The sequence below is a fragment of the Streptomyces sp. NPDC001970 genome, assembly GCF_053594115.1.
The window spans coordinates 25,220-46,272 of the sequence record NZ_JBSFDW010000053.1; the positions used below are offsets into that span (position 1 = coordinate 25,220).

26 protein-coding genes and 5 pseudogenes are annotated in these 21,053 nt (G+C 69.0%); 16 read left to right on the forward strand and 15 right to left on the reverse strand.

What is annotated here, in order from left to right; all coding sequences use genetic code 11:
• Positions 1–16 precede the first annotated feature (16 nt).
• The 6 genes from ACWCP0_RS38170 to ACWCP0_RS38195 form a co-directional block, all read right to left on the reverse strand.
• Positions 17–1,150: a hypothetical protein gene (locus ACWCP0_RS38170; RefSeq protein ID WP_451083331.1), complete on the reverse strand. Its 1,134-nt coding sequence runs from the start codon at positions 1,148–1,150 to the stop codon at positions 17–19.
• A gap of 387 nt (positions 1,151–1,537) precedes the next feature.
• Positions 1,538–1,873 carry a helix-turn-helix domain-containing protein gene (locus ACWCP0_RS38175; RefSeq protein ID WP_451083332.1) on the reverse strand — a complete coding sequence of 112 codons (336 nt, stop codon included), beginning with the start codon at positions 1,871–1,873 and terminating at the stop codon, positions 1,538–1,540.
• Positions 1,870–2,055 carry a hypothetical protein gene (locus ACWCP0_RS38180; RefSeq protein WP_451083333.1) on the reverse strand — a complete coding sequence of 62 codons (186 nt, stop codon included), beginning with the start codon at positions 2,053–2,055 and terminating at the stop codon, positions 1,870–1,872. The genes ACWCP0_RS38175 and ACWCP0_RS38180 overlap by 4 nt, the downstream gene beginning before the upstream one ends.
• A 37-nt stretch (positions 2,056–2,092) precedes the next feature.
• Complete coding sequence (locus ACWCP0_RS38185) at positions 2,093–2,812, reverse strand: cation transporter (RefSeq protein WP_451083334.1); 720 nt, start codon at positions 2,810–2,812, stop codon at positions 2,093–2,095.
• Complete coding sequence (locus ACWCP0_RS38190; protein WP_451083335.1) at positions 2,812–3,147, reverse strand: ArsR/SmtB family transcription factor; 336 nt, start codon at positions 3,145–3,147, stop codon at positions 2,812–2,814. The genes ACWCP0_RS38185 and ACWCP0_RS38190 overlap by 1 nt, the downstream gene beginning before the upstream one ends.
• Before the next feature lie 103 nt (positions 3,148–3,250).
• Positions 3,251–3,544: a hypothetical protein gene (locus ACWCP0_RS38195; RefSeq protein WP_451083336.1), complete on the reverse strand. Its 294-nt coding sequence runs from the start codon at positions 3,542–3,544 to the stop codon at positions 3,251–3,253.
• A 56-nt stretch (positions 3,545–3,600) separates the two neighbouring features.
• On the opposite strand from ACWCP0_RS38195, the gene ACWCP0_RS38200 reads away from it, so the two are divergent.
• On the forward strand, positions 3,601–4,782 hold the full coding sequence (locus ACWCP0_RS38200; RefSeq protein WP_451083356.1) for an APC family permease: 1,182 nt from the start codon (positions 3,601–3,603) through the stop codon (positions 4,780–4,782).
• 31 nt (positions 4,783–4,813) lie between these two features.
• On the opposite strand, the gene ACWCP0_RS38205 is transcribed toward ACWCP0_RS38200, so the two are convergent.
• Positions 4,814–5,173: a DUF6223 family protein gene (locus ACWCP0_RS38205; RefSeq protein ID WP_451083337.1), complete on the reverse strand. Its 360-nt coding sequence runs from the start codon at positions 5,171–5,173 to the stop codon at positions 4,814–4,816.
• 231 nt (positions 5,174–5,404) lie between these two features.
• Here ACWCP0_RS38205 and ACWCP0_RS38210 point away from each other — a divergent pair, with 231 nt between their 5' ends.
• Together ACWCP0_RS38210 and ACWCP0_RS38215 are read left to right on the forward strand one after the other, a co-directional pair.
• Entirely contained in the window at positions 5,405–6,532 is a 1,128-nt protein-coding gene (locus ACWCP0_RS38210; RefSeq protein ID WP_451083338.1) for a sensor histidine kinase, read from the forward strand.
• Entirely contained in the window at positions 6,529–7,191 is a 663-nt protein-coding gene (locus ACWCP0_RS38215) for a response regulator (protein WP_451083339.1), read from the forward strand. The genes ACWCP0_RS38210 and ACWCP0_RS38215 overlap by 4 nt, the downstream gene beginning before the upstream one ends.
• Before the next feature lie 79 nt (positions 7,192–7,270).
• Here ACWCP0_RS38215 and ACWCP0_RS38220 read toward each other — a convergent pair.
• The 3 genes and pseudogenes from ACWCP0_RS38220 to ACWCP0_RS38230 all read right to left on the reverse strand — a co-directional run.
• Positions 7,271–7,711 (reverse strand): annotated as a pseudogene (locus ACWCP0_RS38220) (Tn3 family transposase); the annotation flags it as partial.
• The gene (locus ACWCP0_RS38225; protein WP_451083340.1) at positions 7,669–8,088 is read right to left on the reverse strand and encodes a hypothetical protein; all 420 of its coding nucleotides are present in this window, start codon (positions 8,086–8,088) and stop codon (positions 7,669–7,671) included. The pseudogene ACWCP0_RS38220 and the gene ACWCP0_RS38225, both read right to left, overlap by 43 nt.
• A gap of 238 nt (positions 8,089–8,326) precedes the next feature.
• Entirely contained in the window at positions 8,327–8,902 is a 576-nt protein-coding gene (locus tag ACWCP0_RS38230; RefSeq protein ID WP_451083341.1) for a winged helix-turn-helix transcriptional regulator, read from the reverse strand.
• A gap of 85 nt (positions 8,903–8,987) precedes the next feature.
• On the opposite strand from ACWCP0_RS38230, the gene ACWCP0_RS38235 reads away from it, so the two are divergent.
• From ACWCP0_RS38235 to ACWCP0_RS38245, 3 genes are all read left to right on the forward strand, one after another.
• Positions 8,988–9,689 (forward strand): SDR family oxidoreductase, encoded by a 702-nt coding sequence (locus ACWCP0_RS38235; protein WP_451083342.1) that lies wholly within the window; start codon positions 8,988–8,990, stop codon positions 9,687–9,689.
• Positions 9,690–9,727: 38 nt separating this feature from the next.
• On the forward strand, positions 9,728–10,153 hold the full coding sequence (locus ACWCP0_RS38240; protein WP_451083343.1) for a tautomerase family protein: 426 nt from the start codon (positions 9,728–9,730) through the stop codon (positions 10,151–10,153).
• 79 nt (positions 10,154–10,232) lie between these two features.
• Complete coding sequence (locus ACWCP0_RS38245) at positions 10,233–10,616, forward strand: VOC family protein (RefSeq protein WP_382942081.1); 384 nt, start codon at positions 10,233–10,235, stop codon at positions 10,614–10,616.
• 3 nt (positions 10,617–10,619) lie between these two features.
• Here ACWCP0_RS38245 and ACWCP0_RS38250 read toward each other — a convergent pair.
• Together ACWCP0_RS38250 and ACWCP0_RS38255 are read right to left on the reverse strand one after the other, a co-directional pair.
• Positions 10,620–11,051 (reverse strand): annotated as a pseudogene (locus ACWCP0_RS38250) (transposase); the annotation flags it as partial.
• Between the two features lie 32 nt (positions 11,052–11,083).
• Positions 11,084–12,022 (reverse strand): LysR family transcriptional regulator, encoded by a 939-nt coding sequence (locus ACWCP0_RS38255; RefSeq protein WP_451083344.1) that lies wholly within the window; start codon positions 12,020–12,022, stop codon positions 11,084–11,086.
• A gap of 147 nt (positions 12,023–12,169) precedes the next feature.
• On the opposite strand from ACWCP0_RS38255, the gene ACWCP0_RS38260 reads away from it, so the two are divergent.
• Positions 12,170–13,138: a DMT family transporter gene (locus ACWCP0_RS38260; RefSeq protein WP_451083345.1), complete on the forward strand. Its 969-nt coding sequence runs from the start codon at positions 12,170–12,172 to the stop codon at positions 13,136–13,138.
• Between the two features lie 481 nt (positions 13,139–13,619).
• On the opposite strand, the gene ACWCP0_RS38265 is transcribed toward ACWCP0_RS38260, so the two are convergent.
• Together ACWCP0_RS38265 and ACWCP0_RS38270 are read right to left on the reverse strand one after the other, a co-directional pair.
• Positions 13,620–14,117: a winged helix-turn-helix transcriptional regulator gene (locus tag ACWCP0_RS38265; RefSeq protein ID WP_451083346.1), complete on the reverse strand. Its 498-nt coding sequence runs from the start codon at positions 14,115–14,117 to the stop codon at positions 13,620–13,622.
• Between the two features lie 98 nt (positions 14,118–14,215).
• Positions 14,216–14,356 (reverse strand): annotated as a pseudogene (locus ACWCP0_RS38270) (hypothetical protein); the annotation flags it as partial.
• A 173-nt stretch (positions 14,357–14,529) separates the two neighbouring features.
• Here ACWCP0_RS38270 and ACWCP0_RS38275 point away from each other — a divergent pair.
• From ACWCP0_RS38275 to ACWCP0_RS38285, 3 genes are all read left to right on the forward strand, one after another.
• Positions 14,530–14,865, forward strand: a complete 336-nt coding sequence (locus tag ACWCP0_RS38275) for an SDR family NAD(P)-dependent oxidoreductase (RefSeq protein WP_451083347.1) — start codon at positions 14,530–14,532, stop codon at positions 14,863–14,865.
• Between the two features lie 2 nt (positions 14,866–14,867).
• Positions 14,868–15,560 (forward strand): GAF domain-containing protein, encoded by a 693-nt coding sequence (locus ACWCP0_RS38280; RefSeq protein WP_451083348.1) that lies wholly within the window; start codon positions 14,868–14,870, stop codon positions 15,558–15,560.
• Positions 15,561–16,180: 620 nt separating this feature from the next.
• Complete coding sequence (locus ACWCP0_RS38285; RefSeq protein WP_451083349.1) at positions 16,181–16,375, forward strand: hypothetical protein; 195 nt, start codon at positions 16,181–16,183, stop codon at positions 16,373–16,375.
• A 714-nt stretch (positions 16,376–17,089) separates the two neighbouring features.
• Here ACWCP0_RS38285 and ACWCP0_RS38290 read toward each other — a convergent pair.
• Positions 17,090–17,548: a winged helix-turn-helix transcriptional regulator gene (locus ACWCP0_RS38290; RefSeq protein ID WP_451083350.1), complete on the reverse strand. Its 459-nt coding sequence runs from the start codon at positions 17,546–17,548 to the stop codon at positions 17,090–17,092.
• A 659-nt stretch (positions 17,549–18,207) separates the two neighbouring features.
• On the opposite strand from ACWCP0_RS38290, the pseudogene ACWCP0_RS38295 reads away from it, so the two are divergent.
• The 6 genes and pseudogenes from ACWCP0_RS38295 to ACWCP0_RS38320 form a co-directional block, all read left to right on the forward strand.
• Positions 18,208–18,369, forward strand: a pseudogene (locus ACWCP0_RS38295) (aldehyde dehydrogenase family protein); the annotation flags it as partial.
• Between the two features lie 154 nt (positions 18,370–18,523).
• Positions 18,524–19,336: a hypothetical protein gene (locus ACWCP0_RS38300; RefSeq protein ID WP_451083351.1), complete on the forward strand. Its 813-nt coding sequence runs from the start codon at positions 18,524–18,526 to the stop codon at positions 19,334–19,336.
• A gap of 142 nt (positions 19,337–19,478) precedes the next feature.
• Positions 19,479–19,628, forward strand: a pseudogene (locus ACWCP0_RS38305) (NF041680 family putative transposase); the annotation flags it as partial.
• Positions 19,629–19,733: 105 nt separating this feature from the next.
• The gene (locus tag ACWCP0_RS38310; protein ID WP_451083357.1) at positions 19,734–20,138 is read left to right on the forward strand and encodes a RidA family protein; all 405 of its coding nucleotides are present in this window, start codon (positions 19,734–19,736) and stop codon (positions 20,136–20,138) included.
• A gap of 18 nt (positions 20,139–20,156) precedes the next feature.
• Positions 20,157–20,351: a hypothetical protein gene (locus ACWCP0_RS38315; RefSeq protein ID WP_451083352.1), complete on the forward strand. Its 195-nt coding sequence runs from the start codon at positions 20,157–20,159 to the stop codon at positions 20,349–20,351.
• 115 nt (positions 20,352–20,466) lie between these two features.
• On the forward strand, positions 20,467–21,053 hold a 587-nt coding region (locus ACWCP0_RS38320), incomplete at its 3' end, for an FAD-dependent oxidoreductase (protein ID WP_451083353.1).

Consider the following 21,053-nt stretch of genomic DNA (forward strand, 5'->3'; position numbering starts at 1 on the left):
TGGTGGGCTCGCGTATTCAACTGTCACTCCGCGGGGTCCAACCAGGTGGTGACCGCCAGTGGTCTCCAGAGGCGTATCGACTCCAGGTGCCTCCAGCCTCGGAGGCCAGCTTGGCCGTGGTAACCCGGTGGTAGCTCAGAGCCTCCGCGACGACTGGGGCAGGCATGTCCAGGACGTGCTGCCGGATTGCGGCGGTGCGGCCGGCTGTGGTGGGAATGCCAAGGTTGTTGAGGAGGGCCGCAAGGACATCTGGGTTGAGCGGTTGCTCTGCTCGGCGGCCGGGGAACAGCCACCGGCAGGCGTGGTTGGTCGCGGTGTTCATGTTGTCCCGGCTGTCGATCCAGCGGAAAAGGAGTTCCGCGAGCGGTTCGGGAACTGGGGACGGTGGCTCGCCGAGCCGAAGTAGGGTCTGTTGTCCGGCGCGGGTGATGTCGTCCAGCTTGAGGCGGACGACGCGGCTGAGCGGCTGGGCGTAGAGCAGGACGATGCTCCCCGCGACCCGGGCTCGCAGAGGCAGACTCGGGTCGGTGAGAAGGCGCCCGATCAGCTCCAGGCGCTCGGTCTGCGGCATCGGCGTGGCCCGGCTGATCTGCACTGGCGGCAGCCGGAAAGGCTGGGTGATCTTGCTGGCCGAACACCACAGCAGGAAGCTCCGGATGCTGTTGCGGGCGTATTCGTTGTGCTCGGCATGCCAGGCGTCGACGCCGGTCTGACCGCAGGTGGCGAGGGTGTGGTCCCGATCGGCGAGCCAGTTGAGGAACGTGGTGGCCTGCTTGACCTGGTCCGCGACATGTCTGCGGGCAGCTGGTGTGATCGGCTTCCTCTCGGCGCGGGTTCGTAGCCGCGGCAACACCTCCCAGGTAGCGAACCGGCGGATGATCTGCGCGTGGTCAGGGTCGGGGATGTCGGCGAGGTGCCCGATGAGCCATCGTTCGAACGAGCAGATCTGTTTGTCGATGGTCGGCAGGATGCCGCAGGCCATGAGGAGTTCCCGCAGGTGGGCGGCGGCCCGCCAAGGCTGGAGATGATGGAAGGCTTCGTGGGTCAGCTCGATGTCGCCTCGGCCGAGCCGCTGGAGGAGGTCAGCGGAGGAGCCGGGGTTCCCTTTGCGCCTGTCGAGCCAAGCGAGGCCGGACAGCGGGCTGTCCATGGCCAGGAGCGAGTCGGCCAGCGGGAGGAGCTCGGGGCGGATGCGGCCGGTTCCGTCGTCCAGCAGCGAGCCGGTCGGCGATGGTGCATCGAGTGCAGAGCCGTGCGCGGTGGAGCTTGTCCTCGGTCCCGCAGCGAGAGCATCGGTAGGACATCATGAAGCCCGCGCAGTCTGAGCAGATCCGTCGGCTGTCGCTGGGCCGTAGGCCGGGAAGAGCGCGCTCGTCGCCGCAACCGGGACAGGTGCCGCGGACGAGGAGGGCCTTGTCGTGGCAGGTGCGGCAGACGTGGCCATCGGGCCAGCGGGCGGCGAACCATCCGTGCCGTCGGCAGCGGGCGCAGGTCCTCTTGTGCCACCGCTCGCACTCTTCCGGGGTGTAGGTCGGGCTCATTCGTCAGGCAGAATCCGGGCTGGCCGGGGTCGCAGTTTCGCGACCGCTGACGGTGGGGCCGGGAGGTCACCCGTCGCGGTCTTGCGGACTCCGGCGTTCTCGGCGGTTGTCGTGACCAGGTCGGTCGGTGTGCAGGCGAGGATGTCGCAGAATGCGGCCAGTACTTGGAGGGAGAGCCGTTCGGGGGTGCCGGAGACCAGGCGGTGGATCTGAGAGGCGGACAGTTCAATGCCCCGGTCGCGCAGCATCGGCACCAGTTCGGTGGTGGTGAAGATGCCGTGCGCCGCCATCACCTCACGCAGTTTCCATGCGTAGCCGACCTTGCGTTTCACGACTGCCTCCGGTTCTGGCTCTCCAGGGCGGCGGCGACGGTGCCGTCGAGGTGTCGCCGCAAGGTGCGGGTGCGGAAGTCTGAGCTGACGCAGGTGTAGATCGAGGTTGTGCTCGCGTGGTCATGGCCGACCTGTTCCTGGACGAAGCGAGGGTCCCTGGGAATGCGCAGGACCCCGACCATGTGATGGCCGGGGTCCTGGGCGTGTGCCGGTGTCGGTTCAGCCGCAGCAGTCGCAGCCGGGGCGGCAGCCGCACGCGTCTGTCTCGGGGCCGGCGGAGGGGACCGCGGCGGCGGGTGTCGCGCAGCAGCCCTTGCCCTGCCAGGCGTCGCGGCCTTCCTTGACGGCGATGGCGGCGATGACCAGGGCGGCGATCGGGTCGGCCCAGGACCAGCCGAGGGTGGCGTTGAGGACCAGGCCGGCCAGGAGGACGGCGGACAGGTAGGTGCAGAGCAGGGTCTGCTTAGAGTCGGCGACCGCCGAGGCGGAGCCGAGTTCGCGGCCGGCCTTGCGCTGAGCGGCGGACAGGAACGGCATCACTGCGAGCGAGAGGGCGGCGATGACGATGCCGGGGATCGAGCGTTCGGCCTCGCCGGTGCCGGCCAGCGCGCGGACGGCATCGATGGTGACGTACGCGGCGAGCGCGAAGAACGACACCGCGATGATCCGCAGGGTGGTCTTCTCCCGCGCCTCGCGTACGGCGTGGTCGCGGGCGGAGAACTGCCAGGCGACCGCGGCGGCGGAGGAGACCTCGATGATGGAGTCCAGGCCGAAGCCGATCAGGGCGGTGGAGGAGGCGATCGTCCCGGCAGTGATCGCGACGATCGCCTCGATGACGTTGTAGGTGATGGTGGCCGCGACCAACAGCCGTATCCGCTTGGAGAGGACGTCGCGGCGGGCCGGGGCGGGGCCTATGCCGATGGGCATCTCGGCGGTCATCAGCAGCAGCCCTTCTCGTCCGCGTCCACGCAGGTCTTGTCGGCGGCGACGGCAACCACGGCGGTGCGCAGGTCGTCCAGCGCGTGGCCGAGGCGTTCGTCGGCAAGCTCGTAGCGGGTGCGGCGGCCGACCGGTACCGCGACGACCAGTCCGCAGTCGCGCAGGCACGCCAGGTGGTTCGACAGCCGGGTCCGGGAGATCTCCAGGGTGTCGGCGAGGTCGGCGGGGTGGGCCGGGGCCTGGCGCAGGGCGAGAAGGATCCGGCAGCGGATCGGGTCGGCGAGGGCACGGCCGAACCGCGCCAGCACCTCGATGTCAGCAGCGAGAGTCAGCACACCACCGACAGTACACGGAATCCTGAATTCACAGAACCTTGCATCCACGGATCATGGCGTACGCCCCGGGCAGCATCGGCAAAGCCGCCTGCGCCGAGATTGATCACGGGGTCTGGCCGCGAGTCTCCGCGTTCGGGTGGGGCTGGGACTGGAGGCGTTCGCGGAGGTCGATCTCCTCGGGGGTGAGCGGGTCCTCTGGCCGGCGGATGCGTGCGGGCTTGGGCCGCAGGGGCAGGCCGTCGTCTGCCTCGGCGGCTTCTGCTTCGGCGAGCGCCCGATACAGCGAGGCGACCGAGGGGGACTTGCCCGCGTTCTTCCCGACCTTGATGGTGAGCTTCTTCGCGATGTCGGGGACGGGGACGCCCTTGTCCTTCAGTGCGACGGCGAAGGTGAGCATGTCGTCGTCGATGACCTTCGGCCGTCCGCGACGCCGTGGTGATCGGCCTGGGGTCGATGATCGGCGCGGGGATCTTCGCCGCACTCGCGCCGGCCGCGCACGCGGCCGGCTCCGGGCTGCTGATCAGCCTGGCCCTGGCCGCCGTGGTCGCGTACTGCAACGCCACCTCATCCGCCCGGCTCGCCGCCCGGTACCCGGCCTCGGGTGGCACCTACGTCTACGGCCGCGAGCGGCTCGGCGACTTCTGGGGCTACCTCGCCGGGTGGGGGTTCGTGGTGGGCAAGACCGCGTCCTGCGCGGCCATGGCCCTCACGGTGGGCTCCTACGTGTGGCCCGGCCAGGCGCACGCGGTTGCGGTCGCGGCGGTGGTGGCGCTGACCGCGGTGAACTACGCCGGGGTGCAGAAGTCGGCGCTGGTAACCCGGGTGATCGTGGCCGTGGTTCTGGCGGTGCTTGCCGCCGTGGTGGTCACATCCCTCACCTCTTCTGCGTCGAGCGCGGCCCGGCTCGATGTCGGGGATGACGCGACCTTCGGCGGGGTGCTCCAGGCGGCGGGCCTTCTGTTCTTCGCCTTCGCCGGATACGCGCGCATCGCCACCCTCGGCGAGGAGGTCCGCGACCCGCAGCGCACCATCCCCCGGGGTATCTCGATCGCGATCGGCATCACCCTGGTCGTCTACGCCGTCGTCGCCATCTCCGTGCTGACCGTCCTCGGACCGGAGGGGCTGGCGCAGGCCACCGCGCCCCTGTCGGATGCGGCCCGGGCGGCGGGCGCCGACTGGCTGGTGCCGGTTGTGCGCGTCGGTGCGGCGGTGGCCGCGCTCGGCTCCCTCCTCGCCCTGATCCTCGGCGTCTCGCGCACCACTCTGGCCATGGCCCGCGACCGGCACCTGCCCCACGGCCTGGCCGTGGTCCACCAGAAGTTCAAGGTGCCGCACCGGGCCGAGCTCCTGGTGGGCGCGGTGGTGGCGGTGGTCGCCGCGACGACGGACGTGCGCGGGGCGATCGGGTTCTCCTCCTTCGGCGTCCTGACGTACTACGCGATCGCCAACACCTCCGCCTGGACCCTGACCCCGGAAGAAGGCCGCCCCGCACGGGTCATTCCCGTCCTCGGGCTGGTCGGCTGCCTGATCCTGGCCTTCGCCCTGCCCATCTCCTCGGTGATCTCCGGGGCCGCGGTGCTGGCCCTCGGTGCCGTTGCCTACGGCATCAGGCGCGGTCTCGCGGCCCGCGGCTGACCGTGTCCGGCCGCGCACGGATTCGCTGCGGTCAACCAGCCGGCACAGTGCGGCGGGAACGGATCAGCGCCCGGCGGCCGAGGACGATCGCGATCGCTCCCAACGGGATGGCCGCGATGGCTCCGACGAGCCCGTTGCCGGTGCCGGGACCGCCGCTGGAGGTGGCCAGGTGCAGCACCGCGAGGACCGTGCCGGCCAGCCCCACCGTCATGGCCGAGATGGCGCCGGTGCGCGCGTTGCCGGTGCGGATACGGCCGGCGACGCGGGCCAGCGTCAGCCAGCCGATGGCCACGCCGACCGCCCCTACCGCGAGAGCCAGGTTGGCCCCGGTCCGCCCGTCGCCGATGACTCCGCCCTCAGCAGCAGCCATCAAAACGTCTGATGCGTTCATGCCTCTCCCCATTCTTCGCGTGGAGCAATTCCAAGGTTTCGCTCTGCCTTGAGCATGTCTGCCGACCACAGTGCCGGTCGTCCCTCAGGCGCAGGCACTTTGTGCTGCCGCCGATGCCGCAGACGCCTGCTGCGGATGCGGCAGGAGCCGCCCGGATACTGCGGGCGCGGTAGCCGGCCGCTCGTCCACAAGCGGGACGTGCCCGCAGCGGCACCCGGTTAAGGTGCGCGCATGGACAAAGGTCGGTTCGGCGTCCCGGCCGGTGTCGGAGACGGGGCGATCGCCCTCGGTGTGGCGGCGCTGCTGCTGGGCACCGGGCTGTCCGGGGAACACCCCGGCACGGGCCCCGACATGCTCGGCTACGCCCTGCTGGCAGCCGGCGGCCTCGCGCTGGCCGCGCGTCGCCGCGCTCCGCTGAGCGTCCTGGCCGTCACCGGGCTGTGTGCGGTGGGGTATCAGGCGGCGGGTTTCGACGTGCTCGCCGTCTCGTACCTGGTCGCGGTGTACGGCGCGGTACGGGCCGGGCACCGGGCCGTCACGGTGGCGGCGTCCGTGACCATGCTGGTCGTTCTTCTCCTCACTGCCCTGGTCTTCCACGATGGGCCTGCGGGTGAGGCGTTGGCGCAGGCCCGACACGTCCTGGAGGTTGCCTGGTTGATCGCCGCGTTCGCCGCGGGGGAGGCGCTGCGGCAGGCCGAGCAACGGGCGGACGAAGCCGAGCGCACCCGGGAGGAGACCGCGCGGCGCCGTGCGGATGAGGAGCGGCTGCACATCGCGCGGGAGCTGCATGATTCGCTCACCCACCAGATCTCGATCATCAAGGTCCAGTCGGAAGTCGCCGTCCACGTGGCCCGCAGGCGGGGTGAACAGGTACCCGAGGCCCTGCTCGCGATCCAGGAGGCCGGACGTGAGGCGACCCGGGAGCTGCGCGCCACCCTGGAGGCGCTGCGCGATGACGACACCGCCCCGCCCCGCGGGCTCGACCACGTCCCGGAGCTGGTGGAGCAGGCAAACAGGGCGGGCCTGGAGGCGACGCTGACGGTCGAGGGGCAGCGGACCGACGTGCCGGCCGCGCTGGGCCGGACTGCTTACCGGATCGTTCAGGAGTCGCTGACCAACATCGCCCGGCATGCCGGTGCCGCTACCGCGTCGGTCCGCATCGTCTACCGGGCCGACTCACTGGCCATCCAGGTCGATGACGACGGCAAGGCCACGCCGACCGCAGTGCCGAAGCCCGGCTTGGGGCTGCTCGGCATGCGCGAACGCGTCACCGCCCTCGGCGGTCGGCTGCGCGCGCAGCCGACCGCCGAGGGCGGCTTCACCGTCCAGGCCGAACTCCCCGTGGAACGAGCGTCATGATCCGTGTCCTGCTCGTCGACGACCAGCCGCTCATCCGCAGCGGATTCCGTGCACTCCTCGACCTTGAAGACGACATCGAGGTGGTGGCCGAGGCAGCCGACGGCGAGCAGGGCCTGGCGCTGACAAAACAGCACCTGCCCGATGTTGTGCTGATCGACATCCAGATGCCGGTCGTCGACGGCATCGAGGCCACCCGGCGCATCGCCGCGGACCCGGCCCTGGCCCCTGTGCACGTCGTCATCCTCACCAACTACGGCATGGACGAGTACGTCCTGGACGCGCTGCGCGCCGGCGCCGCCGGTTTCCTCGTCAAGGACATCGTGCCGGACGACTTTGTGCACGCTGTGCGTGTCGCCGCCCGCGGCGACGCGCTGCTCGCGCCGTCCATCACCCGCAAGCTGATCAACCAGTACGTCACCCAGCCGCTCCCCGCCGTCGCCGACACCGGGCTGGACGAGCTGACCGGCCGCGAACGCGAGGCCGTCACCTTGGTCGCGCAGGGTCTGTCCAACGACCAGATCGCCGACCGCATGGTGATCAGTCCAGTGACAGCGAAGACCCACATCAACCGGGCCATGACCAAACTCCACGCCCGCGACCGCGCCCAACTCGTGGTGCTCGCCTACGAATCCGGCCTGGTGACTCCGCGCAACTCCTGACATCCATGGGCCGGTCGAGATCGCCTGCGGCCTGCTGATCCCTGGCCGGGACAGCGGCGGTACGCGTCGTTGCCAAGACCCCAGGCAGGGACGCGCGCCAGAACCTTTGGTCGTCCAGGTCCTTGAAGCGGGGGCTGAAGTTGTAGCCCAGGATGCGGAAGATGCCGAACACGATGTCGGAGTACGAGGCGTTGTCGGTGGCCGCCATCTCCGGCTTCACCCCGCCGTCCAGGTTCAGCAGGGCGTCCAGGATGTGCAGGGAGTCGCGCGGGGTGCCCGGCACGACCATCTGCCCGATGCCCGCCACCTGGTCGTTGACGGCGTTGAGCCAGGTGATGCCGCGCTTGGACCCGAAGTACTTCGGCGACGGGGCGGCGCTGATGGTCCGGACGGGGACCACGAACCGCAGCCCGTCCACCGACGCCAGCAGCCCGTCACCCCAGTACCGCACGATCGGCACCTCGGACTGGGCAGCGATCAGCGCCGCGTTCGCCGCGGCGATGGTGTCGGCGCGCAGGTAGGCGCGACCTCCTCCACCGCCCGCCACAACGCCGCCGCGTCCAGATCCATGCCGTGTGCCTCGACCAGCTCCAGCTCCTCGAACAGCACCTTCGAAGCCCTGGACAGGGTCCGCGACGCCTTCTCCAGCTGCGGCAGCGTCGACAGGCGCTCCTTGTCCGTGGCCCGCTTCGCGGTACTGATCAGCCTCGTCGCCATCAGGACCGAGAAGAGGTCCAGCGCCTCGTCGATCGCTCTGGCCTCAAGGTGGCGCATCACCGCGGTGAGCATCGCCGTGCGCTTGGGCTCCGCGGCCCGCTCCAGGCTCGCGGCCTTGGACCCCAGCCCGTACCGGGCCAGCGCCGCGAGCCGGTTCGGCGGGATCTGCGACAGCTTCAACCGGCCCAGCTGGAACGCGCCGATTGCATCGACCCGCTCCAGCGACCGGGCGAAGGCCGTGCCCGTCGTCCGCGTCGGCCGGCCGGCGCAGCCGCTCCAGCTCCGAGTACCGGCTGCGCTCCGGTGTCACCAGGGTGGCCACCAGGTCCGCCGGCAGCGCGGGGTCCGCGCGGTGAGCCGCCCTGGCGATGGTGGCGTGCAGGCGCACCCGGCTGAAAGATCAACCGACAGCGAAGCCTCACTCGAACGCATGCTCACCATGATCGGTAGAGGAACGGCTCTCAGAATCGTGGCGTTCCGCGGTGCTCCCGATCGCGGCCGCCAGCCGCGGCCGGCAGGCGGGGTTCAGCCGGATCTCGATGTCGTTGGACATCGTCTCCGAAGCTGGGTCGGCGGTTACGCGGACCCGTATCGGACGGCCGGTGTCGGCTTCGACAAACGACAGGGGCGGGCAGCCTTCCTGTAGGTACATATCGCCCCATTGCGTCAGCGACAGGAGCACCGGTAGCAGGTCCTCGCCGGCCTTGGTCAGCCGGTACTCGTCGCGGGCACGGCTCCCGGGCTCCCGATAGAGAACGGGCGCGACGATCTGCGCGGCCTTCAGCTGTGTGAGTGCCCGTGACACCGCGGGTGCCGAGGCCCCAATCCGCGCCACGAAGTCGTCGAACCTGGTTGTGCCATAGAAGCATTCGCGGACCACCAGGAACGCCGTCTTGGTGTTGAGCAGCAGGTCCAGCACCCGCCGCGCCGAGCATTCGTCGCCGATCGGCCACGCATCCCGGTCGTGCAGCCGTTCCTCGAAGTTCATCGCCATCCCACCATTGTAACTAACGCTTGCGTTATCCAGCAGGGCGTGGTTCGATCTCACTAACGAACTCGTTACTCAGATGGGAGATGCCGTGGTTGCAGTAGCAGACAGGGTGGTCATGGTGACCGGGGGCCGGCGGGGACTCGGCGCGGCGCTGGTAGATGAGCTGCTGGCACGCGGGGCGCGAAAGGTGTACTCGACCGCACGCTCGGCGTACACCGACGAACGGTCGGAGGTGGTCACCGCTGAGCTCGAGGTCCGCTCGGCGGCGTCGGTCGCCGCCCTCGCGGAGGGCACCGCCGACGTCGACATCGTGTTCAACAACGCCGGGATCCTGCTGCCGGCTCCGCTGCTGACGGGCGACTTCGAGGACGCCACCATCACGTTCGACGTCAACGTATTCGGGCTGCTGCGGGTGGCACGGGCGTTCGCGCCGATCCTGGCCGCGAACGGCGGGGGCGCACTGGTGAACATGCACTCCGTGCTGTCCTGGCTGGCCGGCAGCGGCGCCTACGGGGCGTCCAAGGCGGCGGCGTGGTCCGTCACGAACTCGCTCCGATTCGAACTGGCTAGCCAGAACACCCAGGTCGTCGGCGTACACGCAGGGTTCATCGACACCGAGATGGTCTCCGCCATGGACCTGCCGAAGGCGACGCCGGCCGAGGTGGCCGCGCGGATCGTGGACGGCCTGGAGGCCGAGGCCACGGAGGTGCTCGCCGACGACGTCACCGTCGCCGCCAAGGCGGCGCTGTCCGGCCCCGTGGAGCGCCTGACCTTCCCGGCCGCCCGTTGACATCCCACCCAACACTCAATGAGGGAGTACGAACCGTCATGCCACTGTGGACTATTCACCACACGCCCGGAATCTTCACCGACGAGGAAAAGCACCGACTCGCCTCCCACATCACTGACCACTACGAAAAGATCGGGCTGCCCCGGTTCTACGTGGTCACGCTGTTCCATGAGACCCGGCCCGAGGATTTCTACGTCGGTGGTAAGCCCGCCCCGGTCGGGGCCCGCATCGTCATCGACCACATCGCCCGCCACAACCCCGACCGAGCGAGCCGGCGCCGGACCGCCCAGTGGGTCAAGGGCATACTGCAGCCCCACCTCGAACGGAACGCAGGGCTGCACTGGGAATTCCACGTCGACGAGACCAGCGACGACCTCTGGATGATCAACGGGATCGTGCCGCCCCCCGGAGGCTCCGACGCGGAGAAGCTCTGGGCTGAGAGCAACTCGACCTCCCCTTACTAGGGCCTGTTACGAGAGTGCTGGTGCTGTCCGGCCGCAATTTGGTAGCGGACCGAGCGGTGCTTCAGGCAGGCTCTCGTGCATGGTCTCGGTATTGCAGAATGTGGCGATCGACTGTGCGGATGCCTATGAGCTGGCTCGGTTCTGGAGTGAGGTGCTCGGTTGTCCGCTGCATCGGGAGGACAACCCAGGTGATCCAGAGACTGAGGTGATGCTGCCGGAGGGCCCGCTGCTGCACTTCAACCAGGTGCCGGAACCGAAGACGATCAAGAACAGGGTTCACCTGTGCCTGCGTCCGAAGACCACGCGCGAGGAGGAGGTCGAGCGACTACTGAAGCTCGGGGCCACCCTCGTCGACGATCGCCGGGAGCCCGATGGTGCCGGCTGGGCGGTCCTCGCGGACCCTGAGGGCAATGAATTCTGTGTTCTCCGCAGTGAGGCCGACCGCGCAGCGATGTCTTCTTGAGGCTCACACGCGCAACGGCCGGATGCCCCGCGGTAGCTGGTCACAGCCATTCGTGATGGCCGCGACGAGGACGGTCGCTTCGTCACGCACCGCGAGCTTGATGCCCTTGGTGGCCACCGCCCGGTGCCTCTCGAGGCGATTGATGCCGCACTCGACGGCGTGCCTTTCCTTGTAGTCGGCCTTGTCGAACTTGGGCGGCCTGCCGCCGCGCGAGCCGCGTTTCTTGCGGTTGGCGGCCTGGTCGACCTTGTCCGGGATTGTGCAGCGGAGCCCCCGTCGACGCAGGTAGGTGCGGTTCTTGCGGGAGGCGTATGCCTTGTCGGCGCGGACCCGTCGGGGTCGGGTGCGCGGCCGCCCCGGGCTGAGCCGGGACAGCCGGATGGCCTTCAGCACGGCCTCGAACTGTGAGGAGTCGCCGCGCTGACCGGCACCGAGACGCCGGCGAGCAGACGGCCCACCGTCGGGCGCTACTTCACACCGGCAGCATGACTGGCTGCCGCGCCCTTCAGGAGGTCGCTCAACAGATGCACGTCGGGCCTGCGGGCGGTGCCCGAACGGCTGACTGTAAAGATGGTGCGGCTCACCGACGCGCCCAGAGGGTGCAGGCTGATGCCTTCGGCCTTTTCGGGAATGGCCAGTCGAGGAGCAAGTGACACACCTGCGCCTGCGGCTACCAGTGACGTCAAAACGGAGAAGTCACTGCTTCGTACGCGGATGTCCGGGACGAAGCCTGCGGCGCCGCAGGTGCGCTGGATCATCTCGTAGCAGGACGTGTCCGGCGCCGGAGTCAGCCACGGCTCGTGCGCCAGGCCGGCCAGGTCCGCCGGCTTTCCGGGAGACAGCCCGAGGCGTTCCGCGTGGTCAGGGTGGAGGACCAGCACCACGGGGTCCTCCATGAGCACTTCCTGTTCGCTGTCGGAAGGGAAGTTACGGGGCAGTACGGTGTAGCCGTGCACGACGGCCACGTCCGTCTCACGTCGGCGCAACGCTTCCAGCGCCTCGTCGGGCTCCTGCTCGACGAGGTGGACGGTGAGCGCGCTCGCCGGCTCATCGGACTGTTCTGCGATCGACCTGTACACCGCCGGCAGCAGGGTACGAGCGGCAGACGCGAACGCAGCAACCCGAATGAGCCCGCGTCGGCCTCCCCGAAGAGCCGCCAGGTCGGACTCTGCTGCGGCAAGGTCGCCGAGGAGCACCTCCGCGTGCGCGACCAAGAGGTTCCCCGCGGCGGTCAGACGGAGCGTGCGGCCGTGCTTCTCCACCACGGGTACACCGGCCTCACGTTCCAGTACGGCCAGTTGCTGGGAGACGGCCGGCGCGGTCAGGTGCAGGGCCTCGGCCGCTGCTGCGACCGTTCCGTACGTGGCGAGGTGCTGCAAGATCCTGAGTCGGCGCACATCGAGCATAAGCACACCTTACGCTTTTAAGTGCATGAAGCAAGAACTCCTTCATGGTGTCTGGCGCTACGGAAGCCGCCACCATTAAGCTTTCCTTTTCCTGTATTCCAAGAAACCTAACTGGACCTTTTCTTTTGTGGCGGGCACGGTGGAGGGGTGATTACCACGATGACCTCTCCCCGCTTCCTCGCCCTGGCCGGCACGGTCGTGCTGTGGGCCTCGGCATTCCCCGCGATCCGTGTCGGGGTCGACGGGCTCGGCGTGGCGGCTCTGTCATTCCTGCGCCTGGCCGTCGCTGCCATCGCCCTGGCTGCCGTCGCACCTTTCGCCCACGTGCGGCTGCCGGACCGACGTGACCTGCCGCTGATCGCCTTGTGCGGTCTCACCGGCATGACCGCGTACCAGATACTGCTGAACTGGGGGGAGATCCACGTCGAGGCCGGTACGGCGAGCCTGTTGATCGCCGTGGCTCCTGTCTTCAGCATCCTGCTCGGCAGCGCATTCCTGGCCGAGCCGCTGACGCGTAACGTCGTCGTCGGCAGCACCATCGCCATCGCGGGAACCGCTGTAGTCACCTTGGCCAACGGCGTATCGGGCTTCACCGCTGCAGCTCTGGTCGTTCTGGCCGCGGCCGTCGTCCAGGGCGTCTATCACGTCGCCGCAAAGCCGCTGCTGCGCCGATACACAGGCCTCGAGGTGGCCACTTACGCGATGGTCGCCGGCACGGTATTCGCCCTGCCCCTGGTGCCGGCAACCATCCGCGCGACGGCTCATGCCCCTGCCGGTGCCCTGCTGTCGGCTGTCTTCCTGGGACTTCTGCCTTCTGCACTTGGCTTCGTCATCTGGGGCTATGCCGTCGCGCGACTGCCGCTGGCGGCTTCCACCGCCGCCCTGTACCTGGTACCCCCAGTGGCACTGATCGTGTCGTTCGTATGGCTCGGTGAAGTCCCGCACGTGACAGAGCTGATTGGCGGCACCGTCATTGTGGGCGGCGTGGTCCTCATCAACCGCCGTCGCTCCGCGCGGCCCGCGCGCGCAGTCGAGGCCGGCCCGGACGCCACCGCCGCCGCAGGACACCACAGCTCCGCCCCCGGCAGCGCTGACGTTGCCTCCGTACGCAGCTGAAGCCGTCGAGGCCAGGTGCGCCCGGCCGAGAATGCGGCCGGTCCGGTCAGTTGGCGGTGACAGACGAAACCGCCGACGAAGCCCAGGAGGTCATTCACTCTTGGTTTGCATCGGCAGTGCGACCGCGCGCCCCGCCTCGGATTCGGGGGGCTGATGGCATCACTGATCCTATGACAGTTCATTGCGGTTCGAGACGCGTTGAACGCGACGGCATGACCGACGAGGTCGAGCAAGGCGGATCACGGGGTCAGTTGGCGGGTTGCGTTTCCGGAAGGGCGTGATCCATCAGTGCGCGGGCGGCCTCAAGGGCGTCATGGCGGGGGCAGGGGCTGTCGAGGGAGGTCGACAGAGCGGTGGCACCCGCGAGGACGACGGCCAGGTGACGGCCCAACTGCTCCGGGTCTGCGGCTCCTGCGCGGGCGGCGATGTCCGTGAGCTGCTGAGTGACGCCCTGCTTGTTGCGGTCGGCGGGAGCCCGGGATCACGCCTTGCGGCGACGAGGCGTGTCGACCGGTACGGCGGCCTCGATGGGGTCCGCCGCCCGCGACCGGACCACGAGGATGTCGTCGGGAGACAGGTTCCTGCCGTCCTCTGCGGTGAGCGACATCTGCCGGGGAGGCTGTCCGGTGCGGGCGTCGATCACGCGGGTCATCGGCTCGTCGTCCTCGAACAGGTACTTCTGCCCCCACTGGCGCAGGGCCGAGAGCACGGTGTGGAAGTCCCGACCCTTCTCAGTGAGGACGTATTCGTGCGAGTTGCCGAGTGCCGACTCTTGGATCTCGAAGATCCCGACCGCCACGAGCTTCTGCAGTCGTGCGGACAGGATGTTGGAGGCGAGGCCGATGCGCTTGTTGAAGTCCGTGAACCGCGTGACGCCGTGCATGGCGTCACGGAGAATCTGAAATGTCCAGGTGTCGCCGACCTCAGACAGGGAACGGTCAATCGGACAGGCCGACTTGCCCAGTTCTCGGCGTTTCACCGGTGCCCCCAATCGCAGATTACTTGCAATTGTAGAGTAAGAATGCTACCTCCGAACGAGGCTGACCGGATGGTCGGTCCTACGTGTGTCACTCGAGCTCAGAGGTCTGAGTAGGCCCAGGTGTACTGCACGTCACCGTCGCGGACAATGATCTTTCCGGTGATGATCGAGGCCGATGCGCTGCTCAGGAGCAAGAGGGCGTCGGCGGCCTCCTCCGGTTCCACGAGCCTGCCATGGGGATGACGCTCTGACCCGCTCCATCTCGTCTACCTCGGCGAGGAACCGCTTCATGCGCGGATTGGCGATCATCCCATGGGCGGCGCCGTTGACACTCGCCGCATCAGTGACGTCGAGTCGGACGTCGGGGCCCGCACGCGGGTCCGTCGGCCGGCGCGCCGCTCACGAGCCGGCGGTGGGTCACGCCCGCACCACGCTCCACGAGGCCCCTTGCCTCGCCCTGGTCACGGGGGCCGACCGTGGCATCGGCCGTTCGTTCGCCCGAGCGCTGATCGAGCACAGCGCGGCCAAGGTCTACGCAGGCGTCCGTGATCCGGCAACAGTCGCCGAACAGGACCTCACTCCGCTGCGTCTCGATGTGACCGAGCCCGACGAGATCGCCGAGGCCGCCGCTGTCGCGGGTGACGTCACCATCGTGATCAACAACGCGGGTATCGGCATCGCGAGCTCTTGGCCTCCTTCTTCCGTCTTGACGATGCGGAGGGCCGTGCGCTGGGCGTGTGTGTTGTGAGCGTGGATGTCACCGACAGCCGGCGGGCGCGCGAGCGGCTGGCGGTCCTGGGCGAGGCCGGCAAGCGAATCGGAACCACCCTGGATGTCATGCGGACCGGGCAGGAACTGGCCGATCTCGCGGTGCCGCTGCTTGCGGACTACGCCACCGTCGACCTGGTGGAGCCGGTCCCGTTCGGCGAGGAGCCGCCGACTCGCCCGGGCCCGCAGGGGGCGGACCCGTCCCCCGTATTCCGCCGGGCGGGCCTGGCCTCGATCCATCCGGGGGTTCCGAAGGCCCTGTTCGAGCGGGGCGAACCGGTGCTCGTCCCTCCGGCTTCGCCCTTGGCCGGTGTCCTGCGCTCCGAGGAGTCCCACTTCGTGCTGGACACCTCCCTGGGTACCTGGCTGGACCGCCACGACGCAGCCCGGGCGGAAAAGGTCCGTGAGCACGCGATGCACTCGTTGATGGTCGTCCCGATCCGGGCGCGGGGCGCCGAGCTGGGCGTGGCGGTATTCGTGCGGTCGGACGATCGTGTGCCGTTCGACCAGGACGACCTGCTGCTTGCCGAGGAACTCGTCGGCTGGGCCGCGCTGTCCTTGGACAACGCCCGCCGGTATGCGCGCGATCGCTTCGCGGCCCTGGCCCTGCGGCGCCACCTGCTCCCCCATCACGCGAGCGGGGCTCCGCTGCCGACGTGGCCTGGCGCTACCTGACGGCCGACAGCCACGGCGGTGTCGGGGGCGACCAGCGGCAGCGCCCCGCTCCTGTGCCGCTCCCGCACCACCGACGAGAGCGGCCGCGGCCTCCTCCTCGTCGACCAACTGTCCCGCAGATGGGGCACCCGCCACACCCGACGGCAAACTCATCTGGGCCGAACAGCCCCTCGCACCCGGACCGTGAGACCGACCACCCTCTCCGTCACCCCATTGACAGGTGACGGAGGGGGTGCGAGGGTCGACGGTGAACGCACCCGAGGACGCATATACGGGCCGGCCGGCAAGGAGCGGCCCTTCGCGACCGGCCCTGGCCGTTGCCGCCCCTGCGGAACAGATCGGGCCGCGCAGGCGGCGCCCCCCGGTTCACGCAGCAACCGCGGCCCCCGCCGCGGGCGCGCGGACCGCGACAGTTCACCCATCCCCCACCAGAGGTTTCCCGTGAAGATTCCCAAAGCACTGAAAACGGCCGCGGTGGCGGTGGCCGTGCTCACCATCACCTGCGGTTGTTTCCTCCAGGTCTTCTGACGTCCGCGGACGACGGCAAAGACCCAGGCATCGGGCTCGGTGCCTTTGCACCGCCACCGAATCCTCGACACCGAACGGAAAGGACGCGGCACATGCCGAACACCCAGAAGGTCAAAAGGGTCGACACGGTCGAAGACGCCGCCGCCTCGGCGCGGCAGGCCCGGTTCGGATCCCTGCCCGAGCGCGTCCGGCCGGAGGACACGACGGAAGTGGTCCCCCTCATAGCGCGGTACCCGTCGCAGGACCACTACGACCACGAAAAGTGGCTCACCTGCAGGTACTTCTAGCCGCCGCCCCACGGTCGCGGCTTCATGAGGCGGCGGCCTGCCGGCCGGTCCCTCTCGCCCACCTGCCCGCACAGGGGGCGCTGTCCTGCGCCCGCATCGCGCTCCGCCGACGGCAGGCCGCGCCTTCGGCGGCGGGCAGGCCGTGCCCTGCCCCGGCCCTGTGAGCCGAGGCCCACATGAAGATCGCATGCCCGTACGCGGGCCGAAGCAGTCCTGGGATCCGCGTCGCCGCCGCCTTTGGTGGCGGCGCAGGGCGCAGGAGGGGTGACGGACGTCGGCATCGCCGGGCCGCCCACCCGCGTGCGCCCGGCCGAAATGGCTGGTGCGCGGTGCAGTGGGCGGCCCGACCCTGCGTGACCGGGGGTGAGCCGGCTCGCCGGAGGGCTCGCGGCGGGCGCGAGAGGCCGCGCGCCGGCCCGTTCCGCGGAGGCTTCGGCGCCGGATGTACCAGTGTCGGGTGTGCGACGCCGGGCGAGCGCCTCGGCCATCAAGGATGTCCGGGAGGACGCATTCCCCGAGCTGCGTCACGGGAGCGGTGCCCAGCACACTCCCCAGGCGCCGCCACAGCCATAGGCGTTCTCACTGCACTTGAGGCAGTCTCATCCGGCCCTGAAGGACTGCAGGTCCTACGGTTCACACAGGGTCCAGAACCCGTCGTAACCCACCTTCGGTGAGATCTCACACCCACAGGGAGCCCCGGACAGCGACTTCTGATCAGGCCCTGGCGGCCGTGTCCGCGAGCATGACGACGTCCGTGGCGGGCACTTCGTGACCGTCGTCGTCGAGGAACCCGACATGGACGGGCCGGTTCGTGGAGCGCACCCGCCGGAGCGCGGAGGGGCCCGAGGGGCGCGGTCGGTGGCGGTCGCCCCACTGCTGGAGCGCAACCAGCACCACCCGCAGGTCGTTCCCGGCCGCCGTCAGGTGGTAGCTCTGCCGCGGCCTGCTGCCCGGCTCCTGGTAGGTCTGCGTGTCCAGCACGCCCGCTTCGACCAGCAGCTTGAGCCGAGCGCTCAGCAGGTTCGATGCGATGCCCAGGGACGACTGGATCTCGGCGAACTTATGCTTACCGGCGAAAACCTCCCGGAGCACGAGCAAGGACCAGCGCTCGCCGAGAATCTGCAGGCTCCGCTCGATGGAGCAGGCCGGCTCGTCATCAACGAGACCTGACAACTGCCTTCCGATTGGCACTCCCCACCTCCCACGTGGTGCCGGGCTCCGTATGTCCCCAGCTGCTGCGCTGTCGTACCGACAGTACACCGGCTGAGTTTTCTCTTGCAATTCAGGTACGCCCCGACTGCACCCCACTAGCGAGTACGCTGATCACGCCATACTGGGCCAGGGCCGAGACCCCACAGGGACGCTCTCAGGCAGAGGGCCGCCCGGAAGGCCGCCGACCGCGCGCTGACCATCCCCCGCAGACGACACCACAACAGGTGTCCGCCGTCTCTGCACCTTCTCCTGCAAGGAGACCCCCGATGGCTCGGGATCCGCACTCACCCGCGCCACCCGGACCCCACCAGCCGACAGAACACGCTTGAGCCGGCTCCTGATTCGACCACAACTTCGTAGCCGAGGCGCGTCAACTGACGCATGGTGGTGGGAGCTACTACGCGAGTTTCCCCGGCGGTCGACTCCACGACCACACCGAGCCGCGGAACCATCGCATCGTCGCGTCCTCTCGCAAAGCTGATCACTACTGGATGGGTTCGAGACTGTGTGCGTGGCCTGCGCCATGGCTACGGCCGCCACGCCGCCTGGCCAGTTCCGGCGGCAGGCGGCGAGGCCGATCGGTTTCGTGCCGGGACCCCAGTCGGTTGGCCCCATAGGAGATCTTCAGCCCAGTCCTGACCGTCATCCCGTTCGGCAATAACGATGAAGCGGTCGCCCTGGCCAACCATTCCGGCCAGAGGCTTGAGGGCTCGGCCTTTACGGCGCACGTCGTCCGGGGCGGCCACGTTGCCCGCCGGATTCACACCGGACCGGTCGGCGGCAACGCCTACCCTCTCGGTCTGTCGCGCCGTTCGGCGGCTTCAAACAGAGCCGCCTCGGGAAAGACCTCGGCCCAAGATCTGATCCGGGCACAGCGCCCGCCGCTCCGGACGAGGCGAGGGACGGACCTCAATCGGTGTGACCATGCCCGTCATCATGACCCAGACCACCGACAGCCGTCCGGGAACCTGGGTGGGGGGCACACCCGAGGATGCGGTGATGCTTCAGATGACGAGGACGGAGCATCGGGTGACGGGCTCTCTGGATGCGACGTCGATCCCGGACGAGGAGCCGACGGAAGCCAAGGCGGGGCACTTCGGGATCACGGGCACCACTGGCCAGCGCTCGATCACGCTGACCCTTGATCACATGCTGACGGTCTCGGGCTCGATCAGCGGCACGTCGATGACGCTGAACTTCCCCGATCGGGACACCGGCGCGATTGAGCAGATCACACTCAAGCCGGGAACCGTGGAGGAGTACAACGAGCTGGCCGACGGTGTTCGGCAGACCGCCAACAAGGCCCTGGCGGCGGAGCTGAAGGACGAGAAGGAGCGGGACAAGACCCGTGCCGACGCAAAGGCACGGACCGACCTCGATACCGCCGCAGCCAAGGTTGCCTCCGCGTATCGAGAACTCACCGCAGCCCTTGGTGAGAAAGCAGGACTTCACCGACCTCGACGAGAGCATCGCCGACGCCAAGAAGGCGTTGGAGCGGGCACAAGGGCACACCGCCACCGCCAAGAGCACGCGAGACCAGCGGGCGGCCCTGGCTCGGACGCTGGTGCGCAGCAGTCCTCAGCGGCCGCCGCGTGGCGATGGGTACCTGTGCCGAACCTAAGCCCGACACTCACTCAAAGCACCAACTTTTCGATGTGGTCCGGTCCATCAGGCTGTCCTCACTCACCGGGCGTGGTTCCGCCGGAGAAGCGGGCGCACCTGCGCGCCCCGCGTCCCTCCGCAGGCTGACCCGCGAGTCCGATACGGCGAAATCGAATCGCCTCTCGAACTTGATCACTCGGCCTGGAATCCGCCGTATGCGCGGGCGGCCTTCGGCTGATCATGTGCTCCAACCAAGGAGTACACGCGACCAGCGCGAAGACCGTTGAGGATGAGTCTGCTGTGTCAGCATGTCGGGCAGGATGCGTTCGCTGAACTGTCGTGCTTCCAGGGCGAGTTCTACTCCTGCCTGACCAGACGTGCGGACGCGCTGTTCGAGCTGGCTGACGCCGTGCTGTGGGCAGACGGCCCGGTCGGATCCTCCCCACCCGCGCGGGGAGGGTCTGTCACACCATCGGCGCCACGCTGGTCTTATTTGTCGTCCCGCCCTCGCGGGGATGGTTCGGTCGACCACAAGGAGAGAACCGTGACTGTTCAGTCCAAGGAATTCGGCTTCGGTATGCCGTGGGAATCTCTGTACGGGTTCAGCCAGGCCGTGCAGGCCGGCGACACGCTCTACGTCTCCGGGCAGTTGTCGCACGACAGCGCCGGGGCCTTCGTCGGGGCGGGCGACTTCGAGCTCCAGGTGACGACGACCCTCGACAACCTCGACCGGGTGCTGGAGCACTTCGGCGCCACCCGCGACCAGATCGTCGAGACCACCGTCCTCGTCAAGGACCTGCGGGAGCACTTCGACACCGTCGCCCGCCTGCACGCCGCGTACTGCGGCAACCATCGGCCCACCAGCACCGTCATGGGCGTGTGCGACCTCGCACTGCCCGACCAGCTCGTCGAGATCGGCGCGGTCGTCCGCCTCGACCTGGAGGCGTAGTCTCCAACGCCGGCGGGAATGCACGGCCGCGGTCACCTGGGGGGCGCCACTGAGTGGATTCCATCTGGTGTCTTCCGTCTCGCCGGGGAGGAGGGGCGGGTCAGCAGCCCCGAGCCCGAGCGCAAGAGCTACGGCTCGTTCACCTCGTGCAGCGACCCGGACGGCAGCGGCTGGGTGCTCCAGGAAGTGACGACCCGGCTCCCCGGACGGTGACCTGACGGACGTCAGCCCGTCGAACGCCCGCTCCGTCGGACCGCCGTCGCCGGGTGATCCAGTAACGCCCGCCCCCGTGACACAGCCCCGCAGAACCGGAAAAACAGGAGCAGCAGTGAACGACACCTCCCGCACCTACGACGTCGTCGTCATCGGCGCGGGCCCCGTGGGCGAGAACGTGGCCGACCGGACCCGTGCTGCGGGGCTCAGTACCGTCATCGTGGAGAGCGAGCTGCTCGGCGGCGAGTGTTCGTTCTGGGCGTGCGAGCCCAGCAAGGCGCTGCTGCGGCCGGTGCTGGCACGCGCCGACTCGCTGGGCGTACCGGGACTGAGGCGGGCGGTGGACGGGCCATTGGACGTGGCAGCCGTCCTCGCGCACCGCGACGACATCGTCCGGCACTGGCAGGACGACGACCACGTCGCCTGGCTGAACTCGGTCTCTGTCGACCTCGTACGCGGCCACGGCCGCCTCGACGGACCCCGCCAGGTCGTGGTGAGCACCCCCGACGGCGAGACGGTGCGGCTCAGTGCCCGCCACGCGGTCGCCGTCTGCACCGGCAGCGGCCCGGCGATGCCAAACCTCCCCCATCTGGACGACATTCGTCCGTGGACCAACCGTGAGGCGACCAGCGCCGACCGTGTGCCCGGTCGTCTCGTCGTGGTCGGCGGCGGCGTGGTGGCCGTCGAAATGGCCACCGCCTG